Genomic DNA, 19926 nt, shown 5'->3' with positions numbered 1-19926 from the left:
TTTCACGACACTCCTCTCGGCTGCGCGCACCCGCCCATCGGGACGGCGCCACTCAATTAATGTACCGATCGGCACATCTACGTCCGTTGCACCATACGCGTACCGGTCGGTACAGTCAAAGCTGTGCCTCGTCCCGTCAATGCCGAAAAGCGTGCCGAACTGCTGAAGCAGGTGGTGCGCCACCTCCAGCACCACGGCGTCGCGCAGATGTCGTTGAGTCCGCTCGCCGAGTCGATCGGCACCACCAAGCGCATGCTTCTGTACTACTTCGGCAGCCGTGAGAACCTGCTGGCCCAGGCACTGGCCGCCAGCCGTCCCGACGCCCACGCGATGTTCGACGATGTCAGCGACGGCGCCGGACTGCGAACGGCGGCCCGTGCCCTGTGGGAAGCGATGACCGTCGGGGAGCAGTCAGGGCCGATCCGCATGCTGCTGCAGCTGCTCAGCCTGGCAGCCACCGATCCCGAGCAGTATGGCGAGATTGCGGCCGAGACCATCGAGGTCATGGTCAGCCCCATTGCCGCTGCTTACGTCCGGCTGGGGCACTCGCCGCAGTCGGCGCGGGCAGGGGCCACGCTCCTGGTCTCCGGCCTGCGCGGTTTGTGTCAGGACCGCTTGGTGACTCATGACGTCGCCCGTACCGACGCGGCCGCTCGCCGCCTCATCAGGGACGCGGTCGCGGTGGCCGACGATTGAGGACACTCCTCGCCAGGGCGAGGAGCAGGCCTTCGCCCTGAGTCGTGGAACCCGGAGCCCGCCCGACGCGACAGGCGGGCCACCACCCTGCCGACCAGGCGGCGTCAGCTTCCGCCGCCCTCTTCGGGATCTCGGTATCGCTCCCGTACACGCGAAGCAGGCTGGGAGTTCGGTCCCGCGATTTCGTCCACGCGGCCAAGTCGCACAGTTCACAAGGGGAGTCAAGGCGCTGCGCGAACTGCATTGAGAAATCGCGCCGAGCAACTGCCGTGGTGGGACCGTCAGTTCGTCGGTGAGATCCTCCAGCTGTCGACGCTGCCCTTGCCGAAAACCTCATCCGCCCTGGTGGGAAGCGTGCGCGGGGTAAGGGATCTTGGCGGTGGTCGCTGGAGACGGCGCTCTGGCGCGCGTATGGCCGGTGACCGGTGCCGCGTTCAGCTCGGCGTCGCTGATCTTCACACCGGTGGGATAGGTGCCGGTGTCGAGTGCGGCGCGGACGGTGAGGCCGGTGCGGGTGGTGGTCGCGAGGATGGACTGCACGACGACCTCGTGGCTGTTCAGCGGTCTGCCGCGCCAGTTCATGGTGATCGCGGAGAACAGCCGATGTTCCACCTTGTTCCACTTCGATGTGCCGGGCAGCATGTGGCAGACCGTGACGGTCAGGCCGGTTTGGGCGGCGAACGCTGCGAGCTCGGTCTTCCACGCCCGGGTGCGGTATCCGTTGGAGCCGCCGGCGTCGGCGGTGATCAGCAGGCGTCGGGCCTGCGGGTAGTCGAGGCGTCCTTGCCCGTTCCACCAGCGGCGGATCGATTCGACCGCGAAGGCCGCGGTGTCGTGGTCCGTACCGACGTTCACCCAGCCGGTGTCCGCCGCCAGGTCGTAGATGCCGTAGGGCAGGGCCTTGCCCAGCGCGTCACCGGGGAAGTCATGGACGTCGACCCGGACGGGTTCACCGGCCGGCCGCCAGTTACGTCCCGCATTCTTGAACTCCCCGACGACTTCCTTCTTTTCGTGTCCACGCTGACCACCGGCTCGCCATCCGCCTGATGGGCCTTGACCTGGTCGTTGATATACCGGAACTGCGCGTCGCGGTCGGGGTGCTGAGCGCCCTCAAGGGTCTTGGCATTGGCCTGCAGACTGAAACCGTTCTCCCGCAGCAGTCTGCCCACGGTCGGCGCCGAAGCGGCGTGGCCCTGACGCGTCAGTTCCCCGGCCAGAGACCGCAGCGACTTGGTCGTCCACCGAAGCGGCGACATCGGATCGCCCCGTTCATCCGGCTCAACCAGTGCCAGCAACGCCGGAACGAGCAGCGGGTCAAGCTCCTCGGCGCTTTTTCGACCGCCGCCGTCCCGGCGGACCCGGCCCTCAGGCAGTGGGTTCTCGCCGCCCTCCAACTCGAAGACGCCCTTCCGCACTGTCGTCTCGCTCACCCCTGCGGCACGCGCGACGGCCCTCACCCCGCCGTACCCCAGCAGCCGGGCCTCGGCGGCCAGCGCCAGCCGCTGCTGCCGCTCATTGAGATGAGGGAACAACACCCCGAATCTCAGGACAAGCGGACAGCGACGCGGCGGTCGTCGTGTCCGCCCCGAGACGGACGTTGCCGGCTAGGCGGCGGGGGTGAGTTCGGCGCGGCCGAACAGCAGGGCGTAGCCGGAGGGGAGCCGGCGCAGGATGCGGGTGATCAGGTCGGGACCGGCGCAGGCGGCGACGGCGGAGAAGACGGATCCGGTGTCCCAGCGGGTGGTGGCCTGGGAGGCGCCGGTGCGGGCGGCGAGGTCCTTGACGAAGGCCCAGCCGGTCAGGGGTTGGGTGTCGGGGATCTGGGCGGTGAGGATGCGTGCTGCTTCGAAGGGCAGGCGGGCGGCCAGTTCGACGCGTTCGTCGCCGGTCAGCTGGCGTCCCAGTCCCGAAAGGACGAGGCGGACGGCTTCCTCGGCCTTCTCGCGGGTGGGGTAGGCGCCGTCGTAGCGGACCTTCTCCAGCATCTGCTCGTAAGCCCTGTTGTAGGGCTGCTGGAACGGTGCGGGTCGGTCGGACATCACTGCGGTGGTTGCCTTTCTGTCACCAGGGTCGTGGTGCCGGTGTGCGGTCACCGGTGGGTGGGTGGTCACGTGGGCCGAGGGCGGCCGAAGAGCAGGTCGTAGCCTGCGGGGAGCTGGAGCAGGATCTGGCCCAGCAGGTCGTCGCCGGCGGCGTCGGCGGCCGTGGAGAGGACGGCGCTGACGTCCCAGACCGCGGTCTGCTCGGTGGCGCCCTCGATCCAGGCCGCGGTCGCGCGGACGAACCGCTCCGGGGGCAGCGGCTCGGCGCTCTGCAGCGGGTTGAGGAGGATCAGGGCGAAGCCTTCCGGCAGACGCGCTGCCAGCCGGGCGCGTACCTCGCCGACCAGGTGTGCGCCCAGCAGGGCGAGCACCACACGGGCCGCGCGTTCGGCTTCCTGTTCGGTGCCGTACTCGCCGCGTTCCTTCACGCGGTCGAGGAATGCTTCCCGTCGCACAGTCACGTTCGCCGCCACCCTTCCTCGGTCCGAGGGGCGCGGAGGACGGGCAAGAGGGGCGAACAGATACCCGTCCTCCGCCGCTGTCGAGTCCTTGTGCGTCCGGTTCAGCCGGAGATTTCCTTGCGGCCGGACCCGGCGCTGATGGTGATCTTGCGGGGCTTGGCGCGCTCGGCGATCGGGATGCGCAGGGTGAGCACGCCCGCGTCGTAGTCGGCCTGGATGTGCTCGGTGTCCAGCGTGTCGGCGAGCACGAGCTGGCGGGAGAAGACGCCCAGCGGCCGCTCCGACAGTTCCATCTGTACGTCGTCGGCCTTCGCCACCGGCCGGCGCTCGGCCTTGACGGTCAGCATGTTCCGTTCGACGTCGATGTCGATCGCGTCCGCGCTGACGCCGGGAACGTCGAAGGCCACCACGTACTGGTCACCCTCGCGGTAGGCGTCCATGGGCATCGGGGACGGACGCGACCAGGTGCCGGGGCCCATGAGCTGCTGGGCCAGCCGGTCGAGCTCACGGAAGGGGTCGGTGCGCATCAACATCGGAAAACACCTCCAGAAGGTTCAGGCAGTGGCGGCCAATGCGCCTCACTGAATCCGTTGTAACATGTCATCCAATGGATGACAAACACTGTGTCGTCTGAAGGATGACTACTTGAGGGAGGTGTCCATGACCCCGGCCAACCAGCCCGCTTCACCCAGCACCGATGCGAACAGCCCGGCGTCCTTTCTCGCCGCCGCTGCGGCCCTTGCCGCCATAGACGACGCCCTGCGCGATGCCCAGCACGAGACCCCGGACGCCGTCGGCCCCGGTCCCGAGCAGGCACTGGCCTCCCTGATGCTGCTGCGGCAGGTGCGCGAGCAGCTCGCCGGCTGGGAGACCGGCCTGATCGAGACCGCCCGCGAGGCGGGCGCCAGCTGGGCCGACCTCGCCCGCCCCCTCGGCGTCGCCAGCCGCCAGGCCGCCGAACGCCGATATCTGCGCGGCCGCCCCGGCGCCGTCGGCACCACCGGCGAGCAGCGCGTGACGGCCACCCGCCAGGCCAGGGCCGCCGAACGCGCTACTGCTACCTGGGCCCGCGCCAACGCCGCCGACCTGCGCCGCCTCGCCGGACAGATCACCGCCCTCGCCCACCTCGCGCCCGAAGCGCGCTCAGCCCAGGCCGTCCTGCATGCCGCCCTCGGCGCCACCGACGCCGCCGAGCTCATTGCCCCCCTGACCGGCATGCGCCCCTACCTCGATGCCCACCACACCGACCTCGTCAACTGCCTGGACGCCCTAGACGACCGGCTCGCGACGACAGCAGCTGACGATGACTGACTCCCGCCACAGAGAGTCACAACATGCGGGTGCAGTCCGGCCCGCCCCGAACCATGCCGACGGCGGGCAACGATCTGTCTCGGCCCGAGTCCAATCCGTTCATGACGTTCCCACAGAAAGAGACCTACATGGGTAGCAGTGTCGAGACGCTGGAATTCCAGGCCGAGACCCGCCAGTTGCTCCGACTGGTGATTCACTCGATCTACTCGAACAAGGACATCTTCCTGCGCGAGCTGATCTCGAACGCCTCCGACGCACTGGACAAGCTGAGGCTGGAATCGCTGACCAACTCCAGCCTCGTCGAGATCGACACCACCGACCTGCACATCTCGTTGGAGGTCGACAAGGACGCCCGCACATTGACCGTCCGTGACAACGGGATCGGCATGACCCGGGACGATCTCGTGGAGCTGATCGGCACGATCGCCAAGTCCGGCACCGCCGGCCTGCTGGAGAAGATCAAGGAGTCCAAGGACGCCGCCACCGCCGAGAGCCTGATCGGGCAGTTCGGCGTCGGCTTCTACTCGGCGTTCATGGTTGCCGACAAGGTCACCCTGCGCACCCGGCGGGCCGGCACCGACTCCGGCACCCAGTGGGAGTCCGACGGCGAGGGCACCTACGACCTCCAGGCCGTCGACGGCCTGCCCGTGGGCACGTCGGTCACCCTGCACCTCAAGCCCGCCGACAGCGAGGACGGGCTCGCCGACTACCTGTCTCAGTCGAAGATCCGTCAGATCGTCAAGCAGTACTCGGACTTCATCCGCTGGCCTATCCGGATGGCCACTGAGCGCACCGACACCGAGGGCGAGACCACCCACGACGTCGACACGCTCAACTCGATGAAGGCGCTGTGGGCCCGGCCGCGCAGCGAGGTGACTGAGGACGAGTACAACGAGTTCTACCAGCAGATCAGCCACGACTGGCTGGCCCCGGCCGAGACGATCCATATGCGCGCCGAGGGCACCTTCGAGTACGAGGCGCTGCTGTTCATCCCCTCGCAGGCACCCTTCGATCTGTTCTCCCGCGAGACCAAGCGCGGAGTGCAGTTGTACGTCAAGCGGGTGTTCATCATGGACGACTGCGAAGCGCTCATGCCCAACTACCTGCGCTTCGTCAAGGGTGTCGTGGACGCCCACGACCTGTCGTTGAACGTCTCCCGCGAGATCCTCCAGCACGACCGCCAGATCCGTGGCGTGCGTCGGCGCCTGGTCAAGAAGGTCCTCGGCGCCATCAAGGACATGCAGTCCAAGGACGCCGAGCGCTACGCGATGGTGTGGGCGCAGTTCGGCCGGGCGCTGAAGGAAGGCCTGGTCGAGGACACGGACAACACCGAGGCCCTGCTTGAGCTGGTGTCGGCCGCCTCCACGCACGCCCCGGAGAAGACCACCACGCTGCGCGAATACGTCGAGCGCATGAAGGACGGGCAGGACACCATCTACTACCTGACCGGCGAGACCCGCGCGATGGTGGAGAACTCCCCGCACATGGAAGCCTTCGCCGCCAAGGGGTACGAGGTCCTGATCCTCACCGACCCCATCGACGAGGTGTGGGTGGACCGGGTCCCGGCCTTCGACGGCCACCGTCTGCAGTCCATTGCCAAGGGCCAGGTCGACCTCGACGAGTCCGTCGACGGTGACCAGGAAACCGACGCCGAGAAGGCCCAGCGCGAGCAGAACTTCGCCGCCCTGCTGCCGTGGCTGACCACTACCCTGTCCGAGCAGGTCAAGCAGGTCCGCCTGTCGTCACGCCTGACGACCTCGGCGGCTTGCATCGTAGGCGACGCCCACGACCTGACGCCGACCCTGGAGAAGATGTACCGGGCGATGGGACAGCAACTGCCCAACGTCAAGAGGATCCTGGAACTCAACCCCGCACACCCGCTGATCACCGCCCTGCGCACAGCACACGACGCCAACGCCGACGACCCCGCACTGGCGGAGATCGCCGAGCTGATATACGGCAGCGCGCTGCTCGCCGAAGGGGGCGACCTGCCCGACCCGGCCCGCTTCACCCGGCTGCTCACCGACCGCCTGACCCGCACTCTGTAACCATGGGTGCGGCCCTGCACGGCCGAAGAGCCCGGTCGCACCCACCCCGACCTCGCCACCCTCACACTCCCTATGAACCCGCCCGCCCCGACACCCGTACGGGTGTCGGGGCGGGCGGGTGTGAACCGCTCCGGGGTCGGTGGAGGCTCTATGCGTTGACTCCAGCCGCCGGTTGGGGCTGGTGTTGAGCGTAGTGATTGGTCTCGTGCTCGTGGGGCGGGATGTCTCCGATCGCTGTGTGGAGGCGCTGGTTGTTGAACCAGTCGGCCCATTCCGTGGTGGCGAGTTCGACGTCGGCGAGGCCGTGCCAGGGCTTGCGGGGCTTGATCAACTCCGTCTTGTAGAGGCCGATCTGGGATTCCATGAGCGCGTTGTCCAGGGCGTCGCCGACGGTGCCGATCGAGGCGTCGATGCCGGCCTCGGTCAGGTGTGCGGTGAATGCGAAAGACGTGTACTGCCCGGGTCCGAATGATGAACCAGCCCCGGTCCAGCGGGAGTTCCCGCGCGGTCGCGTCGCCACAAGGCCATGTCGAGGGCGTCGAGGACGAGCTTGGCCCGCTTGCCGGCGGCGGCGGGCCAGCCCACGATCGCCCGGGAGAACACGTCCACGACGAACGCGACGTAGACGGTCCCGGATTAAGTGGCGACGTAGGTGAAGTCAGCAACCCGCCGCTCGTTCGGACGTGACGCGGTGAAGTCGCGCCTGAGCAGGTCACCAGCCCTGTCCTGGCTGTCGTCCCGGACGGAGGTGCGGATCTTCTTCCCGCGTCGGACGCCTTCGGGGCCGGGGTCGCGCATCAGCCGGGCGACGGTGCAGCGGGCCGCTGGTATGCCTTCGCGGTGCAGCTGCCGCCAGGCTTTCCGGACTCCGTAGACGCTGAAATTGTCCGCGTGGATGCGGCTGATCTGCGTCTTCAGCTCCTCGTCGCGGACCGGCCGGTCGCTGGGGGTGCGGTTCTTGGCGGCGTAGTAGGTGCTCGTCGCGATCTTCAGTCCGTGGCTGGTCAGGACACGGCAGATCGGCTCGACTCCGAACACCTGGCGGTGTGCGTCGATGAACGCTACGAGCGCTTCGACGGCCGGTCGAGCTCGGCCGCGAAGAAAGCCGAGGCCGCCTTGAGGATCTCGTTCGCCCGTCGCAGTTCGGCGTTCCCGGCTCGCAGCCGCTTGATCTCCGCGGCTTCTTCCGACGTGACTCCGGGCCGCTGGCCGGCGTCCGGAGTCCGACGGTGTCGATGACGATGCTCCGTTTGCGGCCCACGATTTTCTTGCCCGACGCGGTCCTGCGTCGGCAGGTCGCAGCAGCGGGTTTCGTCATCGATCACCGAGGCCGTCTCGGCGGTCAAGGGGCCCCGGCGTAGCACGCGTCGAACCAGTGCCGGCCCGCCGGCCACGGCCCGGGCGAGGGCAGCAGCGGCTGCAGGACCTCTGTCCTCATGACGCCTCCTCGGTCGTCGGGACGTGTGCGACCTGGTGGGCCCGGGGCGAGGCGCACACAGCCGCGGGATGCTTCCAGCCATCAGTGTCCGGAGGTGTCCGTGGCGGCGTTTGCCGCGTGGTTCGAGAGCGCCGGCAGGAGTGGGAAGTGGCAGGCCGCGGTGTGGCCGGGGCCGAACAGGCGCAGGGCGGGTTCTTCGTGCGTGCAGCGCTCACGGGCCAGCGGGCACCGCGTCCGGAAGCGACACCCCGAGGGTGGGTCGACGGGGCTGGGCAGTTCGCCGCTGATGCCGGTGCCGTGTTTGGCCCGTTCCACTGCCGGGTCCGGTATCGGAACCGCCTTGAGGAGCCCGGCGGTGTAGGGGTGGGCGGCGCGCAGATGGATGTCGTCGGCACTGCCGACTTCGACCAGACGGCCCAGGTACATCACGCCGATCCGGTCGGCGAGGTAGCGGATGACCGCAAGGTCGTGCGAGATGACGATGTAGGACAGTCCGTGGGACGCCTGGAGCCGCTTCATCAGGTTGAGCACCTGGGCCCGTACGGACACGTCCAGCGCCGAGACCGGCTCGTCGGCGACGATCAGCTTCGGGGTGAGCGCCAGCGCTCGGGCAAGGCCGATGCGCTGACGCTGGCCGCCGGAGAACTCGTGCGGGTACAGCTCCAGTCCCCGCTCGGGCAGGCCGACCTCGGCGAGCAGTTCGGCGATGCGTGCCTTCTGCTGGCGGGCGGTGCCGATGCCCTGGATCCGGAGGGGTTCGCGCAGGATGCTGCCGACCCGCATGCGAGGGTCGAGGGAGGAGAACGGGTCCTGGAACATCATCTGCAGGTCGCGGCGGCGTCGCCGCAGCTCACGGCCGCGCAGGTGCCCGAGGTCGGTGCCGTCCAGGGTGACGGTGCCGGCGTCGGGCCGGTCGAGGCCGACCAGCAGGCGCCCGAGCGTGGTCTTGCCGCAGCCGGACTCGCCGACCAGGCCGAAGGTCTCGCCGGGGCCGAGGGCGAGGGAGACGCCGGAGACGGCGTGCACGACGCGCCGGCCACGGACGAGCAGCCGGTTCCCGCGGACCGGGAACTCCCGGACCAGGCCGCGCGCTTCGAGCAGCGGCCGGCCAGCGGCCGCAGCCGGTACGACGTCCGGGTGCGGCGCGACGGCGACGGCATGCTGCGGCAGGGGGCCGCTGGTCGGATGCCAGCAGGCGTACCGGTGACCGTCGGAACCGTCCGTGCCGGTGAGCTCCGGCTCCTCGGCACGGCAGCGCTCGGTGGCGTACGAGCAGCGGTCGGCGAACCGGCAGCCGCCCGGCGGGGCGGTGAGATCCGGGGGCAGGCCGGGGATGCTGGGTAGCTGCCTGGCCGGGTCCTGGTCCAGGCGTGGCACCGAGGCCAGCAGACGCTGGGTGTAGGGGTGCCGCATGCCGCGGAACAGCCGGTCGGTGCCGGCGCTCTCGGCGATACGGCCGGCGTACATGACGTTGATCCGGTCGGCGTGGCCGGCGGTGACACCCATGTCGTGGGTGATGAGGATCATCGCCATGCCGAGCCGTTCGCGCAGGTCGGCCAGCAGGGTGAGGATCTGCGCCTGGATGGTGACGTCCAGGGCGGTGGTGGGCTCGTCGGCGATCAGCACCCGGGGCTCGTTGGCCAGCGCCATGGCGATCAGCACCCGCTGGCGCAGGCCGCCGGACAGCTGGTGGGGGTAGTCCTTCAGGCGCTCGCGGGGGTGCGGGAGGCCGACCAGGCCGAGGACCTCGGCTGCTCGGTCGGCTGCCTGGCCCGGGGTGCAGCCACGGTGCACCAGGACGGCTTCGGCGACCTGGTGACCGATGGTCCTGGTGGGGTTCAGGGAGGTCATCGGGTCCTGGAAGACCATCGCGATGTCGTTGCCGCGCACCCGGCGCAGTTCGCGTTCGGGCAGTCCGACCAGCTCGCGCCCGTCCAGCGCCACCGAGGAGTCGCCGACCAGCGCGCCACCGGGCGGCAGCAGGCCCATGAGGGACAGACCGGTCATGGACTTGCCGCAGCCGGATTCGCCGACAAGGCCAAGGGTTTCGCCGGCTTCCAGGGTGAAGGACACGTCGTCCACGGCGCGCACGACGCCACGGCGGGTGCTGATGTGCGTGGTGAGGTTCCTGACCTCGAGGAGGGGTGGCATGCGTGTTGTCCTCGCATCGTCACAGCGGTCACGGGCGTTGCAGTCGGACGTCCAGGGCGTCATGGACGGCGTCGCCGATCAGGTTGAACGCCACCACGGTGGCGATCAGGACCGCCGCAGGCGGGTAGACCAGCCACCAGTAGCCGTCGTAAAGGGAGTTGAGCCCGGCGGAGAGCATCGAACCCCAGTCGGCGTGCGGCGGGGGCAGCCCGAGTCCGAGGAAGCTCAGGGCCGACAGGGTGAGGATCGAGTCGGCGATGGTGAAGGTGCCGCTGACGATGATGACGCCGGCGGCGTTCGGCACCAGGTGGCGTACGACGATGCGCCCTGAGGTGCCGCCCATCATCCGTGCAGCCTGGACGAACTCCCGTGACCGCAGGCTGAGTACCTCGCCCCTGACCAGGCGTGCGGCCCCGAGCCAGGACAGCAGCGACAGCAGCACGACGATCAGCCACAGGCTCGGCGTGAACAGGCTGACCATGATCAGCAGCAGGACGATGCCGGGGACGGCCAGGAACGTGTCGATGACCCGCATCATGACCGCGTCGACGACTCCGCCGGCATAGCCGGCTGCGGCACCGTACAGCGTGCCGATGACGGTCGTGGCGAGGGCCACCGCAAAACCGAGTTCGAGCGACGACTGCCCGCCCGTCATCAGCCGCCCCAGCACGTCGTATCCGGAGGCGTCCGTGCCCAGCGGATGCCCGGCGCCGGGCGCGAGATCGTTCAGGTCCAGCCGGACGGTGGCCTGGTCGGTCCGGTACAGCAGCGGCCCGATGAAGCAGAAGGCGGCGATCACCGCGACCATGCCCAGTCCGACCAGGGCACGCCGGTTGCGCACGAACGCTGTCAGCAGCGGGCGGGAGCCGCGCGCAGCGGTCGCCGGGGCCGCGGGTTCGGGCGCGCCCGGCGATTCAGGCGCAGGCTCGGGTTCGGGCAGGTCCACGGGTTCAAGCGTCGACATAGCGGATCCGGGGGTCGAGGAGGCCGTAGGCGATGTCGGCGAGGAGGCTGCCGACGACGGTGGCCACACCGACCACCAGGGTCGAGCCGAGCAGGATCGGGTAGTCCTTGCTCGTGGCGGCCTGGTAGAACAGCAGCCCCATGCCCGGGTAGTTGAACACCGACTCGGCGATCACCGCGCCGGCGACGATGTTCGGGGCGGCCAGCCCCAGGACGGTGATGACCGGCAGCAGGGAGTTGCGCAGGACGTGCCGGAGCAGGACCAGCCGCTCCGGCAGTCCCTTGGCGCGGGAGACGCGTACGTAGTCCTGCGCCAGGGTGGTGATGGCCGACGACCGCATGTACCGGCTGAACCCGGCCACGCTGACCAGGCTCAGGGTGACCACCGGCAGGACCAGGGCCTGCGGGTCGGCCAGGATGCCGCCGACGGACTCGGCCTGTGGGGCCTGGGGCGGCAGCAGGTGCCACTGCACCGAGAAGACCGCGACCAGCAGCAGCGCGAAGAAGAAGTCCGGCATCGAGTACAGCACGAAGGAGACGACGGTGAGGACGTGGTCCGTGACGCGGTCCCGCCGCACCGCCTGGAAGATCCCCATCGGCAGGGCGACCGCGAGGGTGAGCAGCGTGGACAGCCCCAGCAGCACGGCGTCACGCGGCAGCCGCTGCGCGATCAGCGTGGACACGGGCTGGTTCAGGGAGTACGACGTCCCGAAGTCGCCCACGGCAGCCTGCTTCACGAAGGTCACGAACTGCGCCGCCAACGGCCGGTCCAGGCCGTTGGCAGCGTTGAAGACGGAGATCCGCTCGGCGGTGGCCCGGGTCCCGAGGGTGGCCCGGGCGGCGCTGCCCGGCACCAGGTGGATCATGATGAACGTCAGGAGCACGACGCCGAACACCACCACGATCGCCTGTCCGGTCCGGCGGATGAGGTAAGCGGTCACAGAGCGCTCGTCACTTGGAGTAGCCCCAGTCTTCGAAGGTGTTCGCGCTGGAGAACGGGTTCAGCGGGACGACGCCCTGCAGCTTCGTCCGGTACACCAGCAGGCCCTCGCGCAACGGCAGCCACAGCCAGGGCAGTTGACGGGCCGTGTAGTCCTCGTAGGCGGTGAACGCCTGGGCCGAGGAACCGTATTCGGTGGCCTTGACCAGTTGGTCCATCTTGGGGTCGGAGTAGCCGCCGGAGTTGTTGTAGCCGCCGGTGTCGAAGAACCCGGTGCCGTTGGGGTAGAGCGGATACGGGTCGTAGCCGAACTCCGCCAGCTGCCAGCCGCAGGTCGACGAGGGGTGGGACTTGGCGGTGCACGTGCCGATCCTGCTGATCAGCGTGTTGAACGGCTCGGACCTGAGGTTGACGGTGATCCCGGCCTGGGCCTCGGAGGACTTGATGGCGGCGTTCTGCTCGTCCGTGGTGGCCCGGCCCGAGGAGTAGACCAGGTCGAAGGTCAGCGCCTGGCCGGCCTTGATGCCGGCTCCGCACTGCGAGGAGCCGGTCCCGGGGCTCTCACACGTCGTCGTCCCGCCCGGCACCACCTTCCAACCGTGCGCCTGCAGAAGGGCCTTCGCCTTGTCGGGGGAGTACGGATAGGGCCCGCCGGCCTTCTCCAGGGCCGACACCCACGGCCCGCCGGCCTTGACCGGTACGGGTCCGTTACCCGGATCCGCATAGCCGCTGTAGACCTTGGAGACGATCTGCGTGCGGTTGATCAGGTACTCGAAGGCCTGGCGCACGTACAACTGGCGCAGCACCGGGCCGGCCGAGGAGTTGTACAGGTTGGGCAGGATCCCGGACACGCCCGGGATGGGCACGCTCGCGATCGAGTACCCGCTCGACTTGAGGGCCTCCGCCTGCTTGATGTCGTTCAGCGGCAGCGAGGCGACGTCGAGGGAGCTGCCCGAACGCAGGGCGTTGATCTCGGGGGTGTCGGTGGTGAAGGGCGTTTGGACGACCTTGTCGAGTACCGGCTTGGCGGAGCCGGAGTACGCGGTGTTGGGTACGTAGCTGTAGTAGCCGTTGGTGCGGAATTCGGCCAGCTTCCACGGCCCGTCCACGACCTGCCACAGGGGGTTGGTCGCGAAGGCGGTCGTCTTGGCGCCTTCCTTCTGCAGGTAGGCGTACACGGCCTTCGCGCCCGCGGTGGTCGTGTCGTGGTCGCCGACCGTGCCCGTCGCGGAGGTCTTGTCCCAGGCGTGCTGCGGGAGCAGCGGGATGGTGCTGAGTACGTCGTCGGTGTAGAAGTCCGGGTTGTACGCCTTGGTGAGGTCCAGCACCACGGTGTGGGCGTCCGGTGTGGTCACCTTCGAGACGTCCTCGGGGAAGAGCCCGACGAGATGGGCGTTCCAGTTCGAGGCGTTCGCCTTCAGCAGGTTGTAGACGAAGGTGAAGTCACGGCTCGTGATCGGCCGGCCGTCCGACCAGTTCCAGCTCTTGAGGTGGATGGTGAGCCGTTTGTTGCCGTTCGTGTAGTCGAGGGAGGTGAACAGGCTCTTCTCCTTGTTCACCACCGACTTGGCGCCGTCTCCTGCGTACACCAGGTAGGGCCACATGGCCTGGGTGAGGTTGGCGTTGTAGCCGTTCTGGTTCGTCGCGGGTGGCAGCGGAAAGATGAAGTCGGGCACCGCGCCCAGCTCCGCGATGGTGACCGTTCCGCCTCGATTGACGGGTTTTTCGGCGGGATGGGCGCTCGCGCCGTTGGTGATCGCTCCGTTGCCGCCTCCGGTGCATGCGACGGCAACCATCGCCAGGGTTAACGCGCCCACGGCGGCTCTCAGTCGATGGATAGTGCGCATGCGGGTCCTCGCCTCTCTGCTCTGACGACGCCACGTCCGAATCAACCCCACCCGTAACGGCATGCTCATGCCAATCACGGCTCCATGGGCCTACCCGTGGCGTACGTGGTCCATGCTCGGCCGGAAACGATGCTCCCGCGCGTGCCAGTGCTTGCACGGCGGTCATGCGGGGACTCGAGGAAAGTGAACCGATGTCCGGGTCAGGCCCCAGGCATCCTCAACGACAGCAGCTACAACAGCGGCGCACGACGCGACGGCGATGGGCGTCGATGCGTACCGTGACAACGGCCGTGCTGGTGGAGTTCACAGGCGTCACTATAAAGGGGGAACCGGCGCGGTGTCAGCGTTGTTGATCCTCCTGACAAGCCGCATCCGCAAGGATTGAGCCCTTTCCGTGCGCCCAGTAGAGGTCGGCGACCTGCCCAGTGCAATGCGATCGGTTCGGCCTGGGGCGAACCGGCAGGCGCAGAAGTGGAAGCCGCGGGCCGACCGTGCCCCGGTCCGGGTCGACGTCTCGGACCGGGTGCCGGCGGCCAGACGCGCCGACTGCGCGGCGCGGAATCCGAAGGTCAGCTCGACGTCCTCTACGTGCCCTGAGGATCACCGGTTCTTGAACTCCTCGATGGCCGTCCGGACCGTCTCCTGCATCGCGTCGCTTCCGGCGTGTCCGGAGTCCTCGATGATGTGGAGCCGCGCGTCCGGCCACGCCTTCGCCAGCTCCCACGCCGTCTGTACCGGGCTGCCCATGTCGTGTCGGCCGTGGACCAGCACTGCCGGGATCCCGGCCAGCTTGTGGGCGTTGCGCAGCAGCTGGTCCTCGTCCAGCCACGCGCCGTTGCTGAAGAAGTGGGCGCAGATCCGTACGAATGCGATCTGCGCGTCGACTTCGCGATCGCTGTACATGCCGGGCATGCCGTTGGGCTCGTTCGAGATGACCGCGTCCTCCCAGGCGAGCCAGTCGGCAGCGGCCTTCTCCCGGATCGCCCGGTCAGGGTTCTCCATCAGCCGCGCGTAAGCCGCCAGCAGGTCGCCGTCTCGCTCCTCCTCGGGGACGGCGTCGCGGAACCGGTCCCACGCCTCGGGGTAAAACCGTCCGGCACCCCGGTAGAGCCAGTCGATCTCGGTGCGGCGGGTCGTCGTGACGGCTGGGATGACCATTTCGGTGACACGCGCGGGGTGCTGCTGCGCATAGGCCAGGATGAGTGTCGCGCCCCAGGAGCCGCCGTTCAGCAACCACCTTTCGATGCCGAGGTGCTCGCGGAGCCGCTCCATGTCGTCGATCAGGTGCTGTGTGGTGTTCAGACTCATGTCCGCCGCCGGGTCGCTGGCGTGCGGGGTGCTGCGACCGCAGTTGCGCTGGTCGAAGCGGATGACGCGGTAGCGCTCGGGATCCCAGGCCCTTGTCGGCCGCTGGGGCGCGCCGGACCCTGGGCCGCCGTGGACGTTGAGGGCAGGCTTGCCTTGAGGGTTGCCGTACTGTTCGTAGTAGATGCGGTTGCCGTCTCCGGCGTCGAGAAAGCCACTGTCGTAGGGATGAGTCGGAGGGTAGAGATCAACCATGACCATCGACCCTACGGGGTGATCGTGGTTGAGTTCCGTGATTTCTTTCCCAACTTGCCGCATTACACGGGTGTTGAGCCGACAGACGAGCGAAGCCACCGGTCTGCGGTATCAGCGACGACAGCGCGGCCAGCCAGAACCGGTCGGCGGGCTCGTAGCGGATCGGACTGGTGAGTTGCCGTCGCAGCACCGCGTTTCTCGTGCCGCAGCACCAGTAGTTCGGCATCCTTGGCGAACTACCGGCGCCGCAGTACCGCTGGCACGGACAGCAGCGCACGGGTGGCCCGGTGCAGCAGCGAGGTGATCACGCGTGCAAGCATCCCAGCCACTGCCGATTGCTCAGCACGCAGGCTCCCACCTGCAGCGATGACTTTGCGAGCCCCACAAGGTCGACGGGTCAGTAGCTGAACTGCTGGATCTGCTGGTCGCCCGGGCCGTACGTCCAGCCGGTCCTGGTCCTGGGATCCAGCTGAAGGGCGTTTTCGGCCCCGCCGTGGGAGCCGATGGCGAAGCCGGTCAGTGTACGGACCACCGTTCCGGTCGTGAGATCCACTACGGCGAGCTGGCCGGTGGCGTTGTTGTCAGGCACCCACATTCCCGAGCCGAAGTACGCCGTGCCCGCCGGCGTCGTGTACGAGACCACGGCGATCCGGTGGGTGCCGTCGACCGCGAGGGCCGAGGGCTTGCCCAGGCGCAGAGTGATGAAATCGCCGGCCTCACCGGTCTTCTCGTCGAGCGGACCGAGCGCGCCCGTGGGGACGATGTTGATGCTGGGGACGGCTGCCGAGAGATTGATCAGTGACCCGGCCTCGTTGGAGGCGATGCCGTGGCTGCACGCGGAGGTGCTGCCGAAGCCGGTCACGGTCCGGGCGGTCAGGTCGATCCTGGCCGGGGTGATTCCGCCGAGGCAGTTGTAGGGCCCGGCGGACTTGGCCAGGAAGACGTTCCCGGTGGAGGAGTCGACGGTCAGCAGGGTGTACGTTCCGGCGGCGACCCCGCTCGGGTCGGCCGCGATCGGATCGCCGGTGCTGCCCGCGCCGAGGTCGACGGGCAGGACCAGGTCGGTCTTGTCGGCTCCGTGCAGGAGCAGGGCGCCCCTGCCGTGGACGGTGTCCACCCGGCCGGTGAGGTAGCTGTACTTGGCGGCCGGCAGCACGGTGACGCCGGTGAGCGAGTCCGTCGTGGTGTTCCAGGTCTCCACCCGCGCATCGCCGTCGGCCGAGGCTCGGTGGACCAGCAGCACGCGGTTCGCGGTGGCTCCCACGACCTCGTAGGACGATCCGGAGCCGGGGTCGGAGGTGATGACGTCGCCGTAGTTTCCGGTCGCCGTCGAGTAGTGGCGGACCTCGGTGCCGCCCGAGGCGGTGACGAGCGCCGCGACGGAGCGGGAACCGGCCGCGGCGAAGCTCTGCACCCACGCGTAGTCGGGCGCGATCCCGTCGTCGAAGGCCAGTGTCGACAGCGGGGACGCCTGACCCACGACCTGACCGTCACGGCCGAGGGCCAGCACCCGGACGTTGTAGCTGTCCGAGCTGCCGAGTCCCAGTGCCGCGGCATCCAGTCGCACCGACCCCGAGGTGACGGAGAGCCTCCGGTGGAACACCGAGGGGGTGTTCACGCCGTCGTGATCGAGCTGGGTGCCGTTGGCGTTGGTGAAGGTGTTGTAGGTGCCGTGCAGGGTGGGGGCCGGTGCGGAGAACTCCACCTCGGCAGCCTGCGCCCCTCTGACGTTCCGCACGTCGTAGCGGAGCGTGAATCCGGAGGCGGCACGGGATACTTCAGCGACGTGGCCGGCGACGCCGCCCGCCCCGGTGAGGACCGGTGCGGCCGGGCGGTCGGCCGCCGTGCCGCCGTCCACTCGGATCGGGGCGAATTCCCCGTAGGCGACGGACGTCGGTTTGCCGCCGAAGCCCTTCTGGGCGATGCCGATGCCGTAGAGGCCGCCGCCGTTCGCGAAGGCCTGCGCGGGAATCGTCACCGTTCCCTTGGCCGCGGTCAGTGCCTGGTGCCAGCCGGCGGTGAAAATGGGTGCGAGGCTCGGGTTCCAGTGGCCGACCGTGGACACCACGAGCTGCGGGGCGGAGACCGACGCGACACCCGTGAGGTCGTACGAGACGGTGACCGGGTGTCCGGCGGCGACCGTCGCGGGAGCCTTGGGGGCGGTGGCCTCCGCGTAGGTGCCGTCGCTCGGGCCGATGGCAAGGGTACGGGTGGTGCTTGCGCGAGTGCGTCCCTGGACCAGGACCCGGTAGGTCACCGTGATCTGCCGGTCCGTGGCGGAGGTGAGGGGCAGACCGGCGGCGGTCAGGAGCTGGGCCGGTGTCACGCGTATCGCGGGATCGGCGGAGCGGAAGACCGTCGAGCCGACGGTGAGGGTGTACCGGGCATGGTCGGGCACTCCGGTGGTGTCACCGGCGAAGGTGACCGGGCCGACGAGACCCTCGCCGTTGCCGCCGGCGGAGCGGTCGCCGAGGTCGATGCGGCCTGGGTCGGTGGTCTCCGTGAAAGCGCCGCCGAGGTCGCCGATGGTGACGCGGTGCGCGACGGACAGGCGCACCAGCGACGGGGACCCGGAGTGCCGGCCCAGCGCTTTCTCGGCCGCGGCCGTCACGTCGACCTGCGGGCCGATGTGCAGCGTGCGGTCGATCTGCGGCGGGGTGGAGACCGTGCGGCCGGTCTTCTCCAGGATGTCCCGTACCTGTGCGGGAGTCAGACGGTGGCCGCCGAGCCGCCCGGCCTGCAGCACGACGGCTGCCGCGGCGGCGATCTCGGGGGCGGAGGCGGACGTGCCGCCGTTCAGGGACACGTCGACGTCCTGCGCGGTGCCCCGGGACGGGTGGGTGAAGGCCAGGATGTTGTCGCTGGGGGCTGAGAGGTCGACACGGCTGCCGAATCCCGACGAGAAGGTACCGAAGCCGCTGAGCCGTGTCTCGGCGGTGGTGGCGTCGCCCCGCGCTCCTGCTGCCAGGGTGTCGTCGAGCGTGCTGCCGCCTGCGGCTATCGCCCCGCTGTCGGGTACCCGTGAGGGGGTCGTGGACTCCGCGTCGTCGGCGATGGTGGTGGCGGAGCGGCTGTCGGGAGCGAGGTCGGTGGGGGTGCTTCCGCCGTCGGGTCCGATGGAGGCGGGGGTGTACAGGCGGGTGCCGTCGTTGGAGGAGATGGACACCACGATTCCGTCGTCGTGGACGATGGAGGTGACGACGGAGCGGATGACCGGGTCGTCCTCGAGGTAGCGCCCGGCGTAACCGTCGGCGTCGGTGCCGAAGCCGAGGCTGGCGGTGATCACGTCGGGCTTGGGCGACTGGTGGGCGGCGGCCAGGAGGGCGCCCGCGATCCGGTCGGTGGTCGGCTGCTGCGGAACGACCAGTCGGTAGTCGGCCCCGGGGGCGATGCCCAGAAGATCGGTGTAGCCGCTGCCGGTCGCCTCGGGGCGCTGCCGGTCGTGGGCGAGCGGTGCCATGACGCTGAAGTCGAGCAGGACCTCGTCGAGAGACGGGTCCTGTTGTTCGGTGGACGCGGCGCCGTCCAGACCGCCGGAGTCCTCGGCCACATAGGTGGGGATGAGCGGCATCGACGGCAGGTCGAGGTAGCGCTGACCGTCCTTGAGGACAGTGGTCGGGCCATTGGCCTGAACATACGAGTCGCCGGCGTCGGCCATCGACTGGTCGGTGAGGTCGCCTATCGAGACGTTCGTGATGGTCTCGCCGGTGCCGGGCTGCTGGCCGTAACGGCTCTGGAGCAGGGAGAAGGCACCGATCGCGTCCACGCCGCCGGAGTTGAGGAACGCCTGGGCGGAGGTGGTGAGTGCGGCGTTGGCCGGCACGGCGTCCGCGGACGCCGTCGCCTTGCTCGTCCTGGCGGAGTCGGTACGGGCCGCGGCAGGGAAGGAGCCGATCGCCGTGGAAGGCAGCGGCCGCGCTCCGGTGTTCATGGTGTTGACGTAGCGATCGGGCTCGGCGTCGGCGATTCCTTGGGTGCCGCGCAGGGACCGGGCGACGGCGGTGGAGTCGCGCCGGCCGGTGGTGAGGACGTAGGTACGGGACAGCCCGGCGTCGTCGCCTTGGACCAGCGGGTGCAGTGATGTGGCGCCGATGGCCCGGAACTCGGCGTTGAGCGCCGCGCGGTTGGTCTGCGGGGTCCGGGCGGCGATTCGGGTGCCGTGCAGGAGAGGACCGGTGACCGAGGTCTGCTGGTCCAGGGTGACCAGGATCTGGCCGGGAACGACGCCATGCCGCTGTTTGTCGGGTGTGGGCGACGCCTGCGTGGCGGGAGTGTCGCCCAGGGAAGTGGAGGAGGTGGGCGATGCGGCGGATGCGGGAAGGGCCCCGGCGGTGCCGGCGACGGTGAGGGCGAGGACGGCGCAGGCACAAAGGAGCCTGAGGGCCGGTGGTCGGGCATGGAGCATAGGGGCACCTTCTGCTGTTCGGTGTGCTGACACACGACAGGGACGTGTGCCTGCGCGTCACCGC

At 69.1% G+C, this 19926-nt stretch carries 16 protein-coding genes and 1 pseudogene; 3 read left to right on the top strand and 14 right to left on the bottom strand.

The features are described 5' to 3' along the window. The first annotated feature begins 123 nt into the window (after window positions 1-123). Window positions 124-696 carry a TetR/AcrR family transcriptional regulator gene (locus EDD90_RS07355; RefSeq protein WP_221305072.1) on the top strand — a complete coding sequence of 191 codons (573 nt, stop codon included), beginning with the start codon at window positions 124-126 and terminating at the stop codon, window positions 694-696. Between the two features lie 411 nt (window positions 697-1107). On the opposite strand, the pseudogene EDD90_RS07350 reads toward EDD90_RS07355, so the two are convergent. The 4 genes and pseudogenes from EDD90_RS07350 to EDD90_RS07335 form a co-directional block, all read right to left on the bottom strand. After that, window positions 1108-2243 (bottom strand): annotated as a pseudogene (locus tag EDD90_RS07350) (ISAzo13 family transposase); the annotation flags it as partial. 57 nt (window positions 2244-2300) lie between these two features. Further along, on the bottom strand, window positions 2301-2735 hold the full coding sequence (locus tag EDD90_RS07345) for a DUF2267 domain-containing protein (RefSeq protein WP_123972285.1): 435 nt from the start codon (window positions 2733-2735) through the stop codon (window positions 2301-2303). Between the two features lie 68 nt (window positions 2736-2803). Beyond that, window positions 2804-3199, bottom strand: coding sequence for a DUF2267 domain-containing protein (locus EDD90_RS07340; RefSeq protein ID WP_123972322.1), 396 nt, complete (start codon window positions 3197-3199; stop codon window positions 2804-2806). A 101-nt stretch (window positions 3200-3300) separates the two neighbouring features. Continuing rightward, window positions 3301-3732 (bottom strand): Hsp20/alpha crystallin family protein, encoded by a 432-nt coding sequence (locus EDD90_RS07335; RefSeq protein ID WP_123972321.1) that lies wholly within the window; start codon window positions 3730-3732, stop codon window positions 3301-3303. 127 nt (window positions 3733-3859) lie between these two features. Here EDD90_RS07335 and EDD90_RS07330 point away from each other — a divergent pair, with 127 nt between their 5' ends. Then, complete coding sequence (locus EDD90_RS07330; protein ID WP_123972320.1) at window positions 3860-4510, top strand: type III effector protein; 651 nt, start codon at window positions 3860-3862, stop codon at window positions 4508-4510. A gap of 128 nt (window positions 4511-4638) precedes the next feature. Next, a complete protein-coding gene (htpG, locus tag EDD90_RS07325) occupies window positions 4639-6558 on the top strand; it encodes a molecular chaperone HtpG (protein WP_123972319.1) in 1920 nt (639 codons plus the stop codon). 148 nt (window positions 6559-6706) lie between these two features. Here htpG and EDD90_RS07320 read toward each other — a convergent pair whose 3' ends face one another. The 10 genes from EDD90_RS07320 to EDD90_RS07270 all read right to left on the bottom strand — a co-directional run bounded on the left by EDD90_RS07320 (window position 6707) and on the right by EDD90_RS07270 (window position 19862). Continuing rightward, window positions 6707-6970 (bottom strand): integrase core domain-containing protein, encoded by a 264-nt coding sequence (locus EDD90_RS07320; protein ID WP_398928463.1) that lies wholly within the window; start codon window positions 6968-6970, stop codon window positions 6707-6709. An 11-nt stretch (window positions 6971-6981) separates the two neighbouring features. Continuing rightward, window positions 6982-7143, bottom strand: a complete 162-nt coding sequence (locus EDD90_RS58895) for a hypothetical protein (RefSeq protein ID WP_398928461.1) — start codon at window positions 7141-7143, stop codon at window positions 6982-6984. A 51-nt stretch (window positions 7144-7194) separates the two neighbouring features. Then, window positions 7195-7596 (bottom strand): IS3 family transposase, encoded by a 402-nt coding sequence (locus tag EDD90_RS07310; RefSeq protein WP_185148968.1) that lies wholly within the window; start codon window positions 7594-7596, stop codon window positions 7195-7197. Window positions 7597-7619: 23 nt separating this feature from the next. Further along, window positions 7620-7904 carry a hypothetical protein gene (locus EDD90_RS07305; RefSeq protein WP_123972315.1) on the bottom strand — a complete coding sequence of 95 codons (285 nt, stop codon included), beginning with the start codon at window positions 7902-7904 and terminating at the stop codon, window positions 7620-7622. A gap of 173 nt (window positions 7905-8077) precedes the next feature. Beyond that, complete coding sequence (locus tag EDD90_RS07300; RefSeq protein ID WP_123972314.1) at window positions 8078-10147, bottom strand: ABC transporter ATP-binding protein; 2070 nt, start codon at window positions 10145-10147, stop codon at window positions 8078-8080. Window positions 10148-10175: 28 nt separating this feature from the next. Continuing rightward, on the bottom strand, window positions 10176-11093 hold the full coding sequence (locus EDD90_RS07295) for an ABC transporter permease (protein ID WP_260327691.1): 918 nt from the start codon (window positions 11091-11093) through the stop codon (window positions 10176-10178). Between the two features lie 4 nt (window positions 11094-11097). Further along, window positions 11098-12051, bottom strand: a complete 954-nt coding sequence (locus EDD90_RS07290; protein ID WP_123972312.1) for an ABC transporter permease — start codon at window positions 12049-12051, stop codon at window positions 11098-11100. A gap of 10 nt (window positions 12052-12061) precedes the next feature. Next, the gene (locus EDD90_RS07285; protein ID WP_221305071.1) at window positions 12062-13846 is read right to left on the bottom strand and encodes a peptide ABC transporter substrate-binding protein; all 1785 of its coding nucleotides are present in this window, start codon (window positions 13844-13846) and stop codon (window positions 12062-12064) included. A gap of 651 nt (window positions 13847-14497) precedes the next feature. Beyond that, window positions 14498-15457, bottom strand: coding sequence for a prolyl aminopeptidase (gene pip, locus EDD90_RS07280; protein ID WP_123972310.1), 960 nt, complete (start codon window positions 15455-15457; stop codon window positions 14498-14500). Window positions 15458-15854: 397 nt separating this feature from the next. Continuing rightward, on the bottom strand, window positions 15855-19862 hold the full coding sequence (locus EDD90_RS07270; RefSeq protein WP_123972309.1) for a S8 family serine peptidase: 4008 nt from the start codon (window positions 19860-19862) through the stop codon (window positions 15855-15857). Window positions 19863-19926: the final 64 nt, after the last annotated feature.

It is taken from the genome of Streptomyces sp. Ag109_O5-1, assembly GCF_003814875.1.
GTDB lineage: Bacteria > Actinomycetota > Actinomycetes > Streptomycetales > Streptomycetaceae > Streptomyces > Streptomyces sasae.
Note: the sequence above shows the minus strand (reverse complement) of the source record. Positions and strands in the feature narration are given on the sequence as shown.